Annotated in this window: 4 protein-coding genes; all 4 read right to left on the bottom strand. The window is 54.6% G+C overall.

Translation table 11 applies throughout. The features are described 5' to 3' along the window. On the bottom strand, positions 1-149 hold a 149-nt coding region (locus Q0F21_RS07285), incomplete at its 3' end, for a nucleoside monophosphate kinase (protein WP_297238713.1). 2 nt (positions 150-151) lie between these two features. Then, a complete protein-coding gene (locus Q0F21_RS07280; protein WP_297238711.1) occupies positions 152-727 on the bottom strand; it encodes a phosphoribosyltransferase family protein in 576 nt (191 codons plus the stop codon). A 65-nt stretch (positions 728-792) separates the two neighbouring features. Continuing rightward, a complete protein-coding gene (locus tag Q0F21_RS07275) occupies positions 793-1,521 on the bottom strand; it encodes a methyltransferase (protein WP_297238709.1) in 729 nt (242 codons plus the stop codon). A 21-nt stretch (positions 1,522-1,542) separates the two neighbouring features. Further along, positions 1,543-2,382: methionine adenosyltransferase domain-containing protein (locus Q0F21_RS07270; protein ID WP_297238707.1), on the bottom strand; the 840-nt coding region annotated here is incomplete at its 5' end.

Here is a 2,382-nt window from a genome sequence, read left to right as displayed (position 1 = left end):
ACCTTCTTCCCCAGGGGAGTTCCCTTCTTGATCTCTGCACGCAGGAGATCCCCTGTGGAGATGTGATTGAGGTTGTAGTGCTCCTTGATGTGTGCACTCTGAGTACCCTTGCCGGAGCCGGGAGCCCCGAATATGATGATATTTAGCATGATTATATATTGAGAGATTGATTCTTCTTCCGGAGGGACTCCTCATCGACCACGAAGATGTCATTGAGCATCCGTCCGAAGCCATTGTAGTCCAGTCCGTGACCCACGATAAAGTCATCCGGGATCTCCTTCCCCACATAGTCCAGCTCGAGAGATGCATCCTTGTGTGCATTGGGCTTATCGAGCATGACAGCTATACGCACCTCCTCGGCACCTCGGGAGAGGTAGAGTTTCTTAATTTCCGTCAGGGTAAACCCGGTGTCCACGAGATCCTCCAGCACCACCACGACGCGTCCCTTGACATCAATCTGAGGAGCCATCACCTCTGTGAGCCGGCCCGTGGAGTGCATACCCGAGTAAGAGCTGTACTTCGCAAAGGCCATCTCGTAGGGCTTGTCTAGCAGATGAGCAATGTCAGAGCCAAACATAAATGCTCCGTTGAGGATACAGACAAAGAGCGGATCTCTGTCTCCCACGTCCGCGATGATCTCCTTGGCAACTCTCGCTATGTGAGGGTGCAGCTCCTCCTGTGACAGATAGGGCTTAAATGTCAGCCCATCCACCTCTATTGACTTCATGATCTACGTTCCTGAGATTAAAAAACAAATTTACCATAAAGTATGTGCTTATGCCACCTCCGCAATCAAAATATCGTCAGAAAGTCTCGCATCAGCTCCGCATATCGGTCGCTGTAACCTTCACTTGAGGAAATCGTCAGCTGCTCCTCTGTGCAGTCGCTCTTCTCTCCTCGAGTCCATAGTCCGATGACTCGCTTGCAAGCCTTGCCTGCCACGGTCTGGATGAGACAACGGTGAATCATCTCCAGCCCGTAGGATGATGCTGCGTGATCGTAAAGGGGTAGCTGGCTCGATGGTAAAACCACTGCGATGTACCCCCTCGGCGACAGCAGCTCTGAGGAGATCCCGAAGAATACCTCCGGGGGCAGCGTCCCGCTGTGTCGGGCGATCTGCCGCCGCTCATCCCAGGGGAGGTAGCTCCCATTGTGGTAGGGTGGGTTGCTGACGATCAGGTCGTAACTGTCGGTCAGGTCCTCCGCTCTAAATAAGCCATAGTCCCCCTCGGTAAGCTGAAGCCGGGATGAGAAAGGAGAGTGGGAGAAATTGCGCCTTGCAGTCTCTGCTGCTCCATGATCGATCTCGATAGCATAAACCACTGCGGAGGGAAACTTCTGAGCCAGCATGAGTGCAATGACCCCCGTTCCGGTCCCCACGTCGAGGATCAGCCGAGGCTGGATATGCCTCTTCAGCAGCCACTCGATGGTGTAAGCACCCAGTACGGTGCCATCTGTACCCACCTTCATGGCTGCTTCGCCCTGCTCGAGCTCGAAGCCCTTCATGCGGAAGACGGACATAAGCTATTCTTCTGGCGAGAATTAGAAGTGGAAAGCACCCCGGACCTTATCTACAAGATCCGTTTTTTCCCAGGCAAAGAGCTCCACCTCCTTAGTGAGCGTCCGACCATTCCCATCCGTAAAGGACTTCGTCGCCACTCGCGGTGTGCGGCCGATATGCCCGTAGGCAGAGCTCTCCCTGTAGATCGGCGCCTCTAAGTGAAGTGACTTAATGATGTGATAGGGTCTGAGGTCGAAGAGAGAGGACAGCATCGAGGCGATCTCGCCATCAGTCTCACGTACTCTGCTCCTGCCGTAGGTATCCACATAGATGCTCACAGGATCTGCCTGACCGATGGCGTAGGCGACCTGGATCTTGATCTCATCGCTCACCCCGGCGGCAACCAGGTTCTTGGCGAGGTATCGAGCCGCATAAGTAGCGGACCGGTCCACCTTACTAGGATCCTTACCGCTGAAAGCCCCGCCTCCATGAGCAGCCCGACCGCCATAGGTGTCTACGATGATCTTGCGCCCTGTCAGACCTGTATCCCCGGCGGGACCACCGAGGACAAAGCGCCCGGTAGGATTGATCAGATACCTGACCTGATCATCGAGGAGATTCTGGACCTTAGAGCTGTACTTCTCGATCAGCCTCGGGATCACAATACGTCGGACATCCTCTGAGATCTTCTCCTGCATCAGTCGGTCAGCTTGTGCCTGGCTCATCCCATCATGCGGCTTTACGAAGTCATCATGCTGTGTGCTGAGGACGATGGTATTGACGCGCTTAGGGGTGCGGTCCATATTATACTCCAGTGTCACCTGTCCCTTAGCATCAGGACGAAGGTAGGGCATAAGGTCCGGCTCCTCCTTGCGGATCTG

Source organism: uncultured Porphyromonas sp., assembly GCF_934359325.1.
In the GTDB taxonomy this organism is placed as follows: domain Bacteria; phylum Bacteroidota; class Bacteroidia; order Bacteroidales; family Porphyromonadaceae; genus Porphyromonas_A.
Note: the sequence above shows the minus strand (reverse complement) of the source record. Positions and strands in the feature narration are given on the sequence as shown.

Coding starts and splice junctions, on each gene's coding strand:
- Q0F21_RS07280 (WP_297238711.1), bottom strand. CDS start 727: ATGAAGTCAATAGAGGTGGATGGGCTGACATTTAAGCCCTATCTGTCA.
- Q0F21_RS07275 (WP_297238709.1), bottom strand. CDS start 1,521: ATGTCCGTCTTCCGCATGAAGGGCTTCGAGCTCGAGCAGGGCGAAGCA.